The following is a 3849-nucleotide window of genomic DNA, read 5'->3' on the forward strand; positions in this document are numbered from 1 at the left end:
GGTGCAGCGGGTGTTGAGCCACCTCGCATCGCCGTTCGACCTCCCGGCACAGCTCTTGTATGGATGCGGGCTGCGTCTATTCGAGTGCCTGAAGCTGCGGGTGCAGGACGTCAACCTGGAGATCAGGATGCTGACGGTCCATGACGGCAAGGGTCAGAAGGACCGAATCGATGATCTATACCCATACGGTGCCGAGCGTTACGATGAAGCAGGCGCGCAGTCCGTTGGGTCTTTGATGATCCGCGGGCATCAGGGATGCGACGCCGGGGCGTCGCGACCGGTCCAACGCTGGCGCGTTGGAGCCAGAGCGCGTTGGAGCCACAGCCAGCCAAAAGCCACCCGCTGAAGCATCGCAGTCAGGCGGTGCATGCTCAGCCGCGCTGCTCGCGCCCATGCCAGACGCGGATCATGACGACGGTGTCGCCTTCAAGGCGGTAGCGGAGGATGTAGACGCCGCCGGCGAAGGGCAGGTACAGCTCACGACGCAGGCCGTCCTGCATCGGTCGGCCGAGCCGGGGGTGGTCGAGCAGCCGGTCGGCGCCGGTGCGGATCAGGCGGATGGCCTTCGCGGCGGCGGTGGGATTGACGTCGGCCAGAAAATCGAACAGGCGCTGGATGTCAGCCTTGGCCTCCGGCAGCCAGATCAGCGCCATGGGCCGGGCTCGTCGGCAATCGCGGCGTGCGGTTGCTCGGCCCGGTCATCGGCCTTTTCTGCGGATATGCGTTCACGCCCGCTATCTGCGTCCTGCCGTTGGCGAGCCATTTCGTCCGCGCGGGCTGCGAGGCCGTCCAGCCAGGCGGTCATCTCGTCATGGTCGATGTGGGTGCCGGTCTCCACCCAGCGCTGCCAGCGCGCCTCGTCCTCCAGCCGCTCCTGCTCGATGCGCTCCTCGCGGTCGAGGAACTGGGTGATAGCCGTTTTCATCAGCCAGTGCGGCGAGCGGTCGCGGGCTTCGCCTAGGCGCTGGAGCCGGTTCCGGGTTTCGTCGTCGAGCTTGAGGCCAATGGTCGTGGACACGGTGCACCTCTTCTTAGTTGCGATTATCGCAACCTAACATGAGGGCCGGCGTCAGAACAATCGATTCAGCCCGTTCAGGGCGGCCACCCGGTAGGCCTCCGCCATGGTGGGGTAGTTGAAGGTGGTCTCGGCGAAGTACTGGATGGTGTTGGCCGGCGGCGGCTGGCGCATGATGGCCTGGCCGATGTGGATGATCTCCGAGGCCTGCTCGCCGAAGCAGTGGATGCCGAGGATTTCCAGCGTCTCGCGGTGGAACAGGATCTTCAGCATGCCGACGGTGTGGCCGGTGATCTGCGCCCGGGCGATGGCCTTGAAATGGGCTTGGGCGACTTCGTAAGGCACGTGATCCGCCGTGAGCTGGCGCTCGGTGCGGCCGACGGAGCTGATCTCCGGCACTGAGTAGATGCCGGTTGGGAATTCCTCTACCAGGGACCAGTCGCACTCGCCGTCGGCGATGTGGGCGCCGACGAAGCGGCCCTGATCGTAGCTGGCGCTGGCGAGTGCCGGCGGCCCGGCGACGTCGCCGACGGCGTAGATGTGCCCGAGCTCGGTCTGATAGCTCTCGTTGACCTCCAGCTGGCCGCGCTTGTTGGGTGCCAGCCCGATGGCCTCCAGCCCCATGTCCTCGGTGTTGCCGCTGCGGCCGTTGGCCCAGAGCAGTACGTCGGTCTTGAGCTTCTTGCCGGACTTGCAGTGCAGTACCACGCCGTCGTCGCTGGGCTCCACGGACTCGTAGATCTCGTCGTGTCGAATCACGACGCCCTGCTCGCGCAGGTGATAGCTGAGCGCGTCGGTGATCTCATCATCCAAGAAAGAGAGCAGCCGGTCGCGGGTGTCCACCAGGTTCACCTTGATGTCCAGGTAGCTCATGATGGATGCGTATTCGCAGCCGATGACCCCGGCGCCGTAGATGGTCAGGCTGCGCGGCGTGTGCTGCAGGCCCAGGATGGAGTCGCTGTCGAGCACCCGCGGGTTCGAGAAGTCCACATCCGGCGGGTGATAGGGCCGAGAGCCGGTGGCGATGACAAAGTGCTCCGCACGCAGCGACTCACTGGCGCCGTCCGGGCGCACCACGTCGATGCGGTGGGCGTCCACGAAGCGGGCGCGGCCGAAGACGACCTCCACGCGGTTGCGCTGATAGTAGCGGTAGCGGGTGCGTACCTGGTGGTCGATGACCGAGTCCGCCGCCCGGAGCAGATCCGGGAACTCCACCTCTGCTTGATCCACCGTGTGATGGAACAGCGGGTTGCGCCGATAGTCCGCGAGCATCTGGATGGAGTGGCGCAGTGCCTTGCTCGGGATGGTGCCCCAATGGGTGCAGCCGCCGCCCACCTGGGTGTGGGCCTCGACGACGGCCACCCGTTGGCCGGCCTTGGCGAGCTTCATCGCCGCACCTTCACCGGCGGGGCCCGCGCCGATGATGATGCTGTCGAATGCGCGTACAGCCATAGCTACTCGTTACCCCGGCATTCAAAGGGGCAGATTATCACAGCCCCTGCGGCGGTTAGGCCCGTCGCCGCAGCCGTGCGGCCCTGGCCACCGAGTCAAGCAGACCTTGCTGCCGCGCGCTTCGGCGTCGTTACCGTTGGCCCTCGTTGATCAGCACGTCGCCGTCGCGCTCCTTGCCCGCCAGCTCCTTGAGACAGCGGGAGCAAAGGCAGTCGCTGTAGGCCTCTTGCAGCTTGCCGAGTGTCTCCGGTGACAGGCTCACGCCGACGCACTGGCAGTGGGGCAGGTCGTCCACTTTGCAGACGAAACTGGCGCCGCAGCGGGCGCAGGTCTTGGGGCCGGATTTCAGGTTGGCAGGGTCGGGGTGGGTCATGTCGCTCATCGGTCACCTGTCGGGCAGCGGATTTTGGGCGGATAGCCGGGTGCCGAAAAGCTGTAGGTGCGGCGGGGTTACTTCAAGCAGACGGCCATCCCTGGCCGAGTCGGGGCGGGGTGGCGTCAGTCCTGCCGAGGCACGATATCGCGGTAGGCATGCCAGGTGGCATGACCCACCAGCGGCATGGCGACGAAGAGTCCAATGTAGAAGGACATGAGGCCGAGGGCGATGAACATCACGATGAGCCCGGCCCACAGGGTCATGGCCTGCCAATTCTCCACCACGGCCTTGACACTGGTGCGGATGGCCGTGAAGCCGTCCACATCGCGGTCCATCAGCATGGGCACGGAAATGGCGCTGATGGCGTAGGCCACCCAGGCCAGCAGGAAGCCGACGCCGATGCTCGCGAGCGCGAAGGCGTTGTTCTCGCCCGACAGGAAGACGGTGCCGAAGAAGTTCTCCAGCGGCGGATGCATCCCGGTGTAGAGCAGGGCGAAGAGCACGAAGTTGGACATCATCCACAGCTGCATGATGATCAGCAGGCCCGCGGTGATGACGCCAAGCTGGGCCTGATTGCCCTTCCAGGCCTCCAGGAAGTGGCAGAAGTGGAGCTTCTCCCCGCGCTCGAGCCGGGCGCTCATCTGGTACAGGCCGAGACCGATGATGGGCGCGAGCAGGTAGAAGCCGGCGACGAGGAACGGGACCATGAAGGTCAGCCCCTCGTTCATGAAGCCGAGGGTGATGAGGCCGCTGATCAGCACGATAACGGCGCCGTAGGTGAGACTGTACTTGCGTGCTCGGATCATGTCGTGCCAGCCCTTGTCCAGCCACTCCCAGGGCTGATCCAGGCTGACGTGGTTGACGCGAATGGCGGCCTGCGGCGCTTCGCGCTCGGCAACGGCGGTGTCGGTCATGGCGGTGTGTCCTCCAGTGGACGGTCTGTTCAGCAAGCGTGAGGGCGGGTGTCTGCAGCCGCCTCGGCTGGCAATCCCGCCTCATGTAAGCG

General features: G+C 65.6%; 6 protein-coding genes. 1 reads left to right on the forward strand and 5 read right to left on the reverse strand.

Annotated features, from left to right (window positions below; all coding sequences use genetic code 11):
- Positions 1-346: tyrosine-type recombinase/integrase (locus I6U14_RS06005; RefSeq protein WP_296897700.1), on the forward strand; the 346-nt coding region annotated here is incomplete at its 5' end.
- 25 nt (positions 347-371) lie between these two features.
- Here the strand turns inward: I6U14_RS06005 and I6U14_RS06010 are convergent.
- The 5 genes from I6U14_RS06010 to I6U14_RS06030 all read right to left on the reverse strand — a co-directional run bounded on the left by I6U14_RS06010 (position 372) and on the right by I6U14_RS06030 (position 3757).
- On the reverse strand, positions 372-653 hold the full coding sequence (locus I6U14_RS06010; RefSeq protein WP_296897703.1) for a type II toxin-antitoxin system RelE/ParE family toxin: 282 nt from the start codon (positions 651-653) through the stop codon (positions 372-374).
- Positions 644-1018, reverse strand: coding sequence for a hypothetical protein (locus tag I6U14_RS06015; RefSeq protein WP_296897704.1), 375 nt, complete (start codon positions 1016-1018; stop codon positions 644-646). The genes I6U14_RS06010 and I6U14_RS06015 overlap by 10 nt, the downstream gene beginning before the upstream one ends.
- Before the next feature lie 51 nt (positions 1019-1069).
- Positions 1070-2467, reverse strand: a complete 1398-nt coding sequence (gene sthA, locus I6U14_RS06020) for a Si-specific NAD(P)(+) transhydrogenase (protein WP_296897705.1) — start codon at positions 2465-2467, stop codon at positions 1070-1072.
- 130 nt (positions 2468-2597) lie between these two features.
- Positions 2598-2849: a cysteine-rich CWC family protein gene (locus tag I6U14_RS06025; RefSeq protein ID WP_296897706.1), complete on the reverse strand. Its 252-nt coding sequence runs from the start codon at positions 2847-2849 to the stop codon at positions 2598-2600.
- A 116-nt stretch (positions 2850-2965) separates the two neighbouring features.
- Positions 2966-3757, reverse strand: coding sequence for a DUF2189 domain-containing protein (locus tag I6U14_RS06030; RefSeq protein WP_296897707.1), 792 nt, complete (start codon positions 3755-3757; stop codon positions 2966-2968).
- Positions 3758-3849: the final 92 nt, after the last annotated feature.

Source organism: Thiohalocapsa sp. (assembly GCF_019695415.1).
In the GTDB taxonomy this organism is placed as follows: Bacteria; Pseudomonadota; Gammaproteobacteria; order Chromatiales; family Chromatiaceae; genus Thiohalocapsa.

Coding starts and splice junctions, on each gene's coding strand:
- I6U14_RS06010 (WP_296897703.1), bottom strand. CDS start 653: ATGGCGCTGATCTGGCTGCCGGAGGCCAAGGCTGACATCCAGCGCCTG.
- sthA (WP_296897705.1), bottom strand. CDS start 2,467: ATGGCTGTACGCGCATTCGACAGCATCATCATCGGCGCGGGCCCCGCC.
- I6U14_RS06025 (WP_296897706.1), bottom strand. CDS start 2,849: ATGAGCGACATGACCCACCCCGACCCTGCCAACCTGAAATCCGGCCCC.
- I6U14_RS06030 (WP_296897707.1), bottom strand. CDS start 3,757: ATGACCGACACCGCCGTTGCCGAGCGCGAAGCGCCGCAGGCCGCCATT.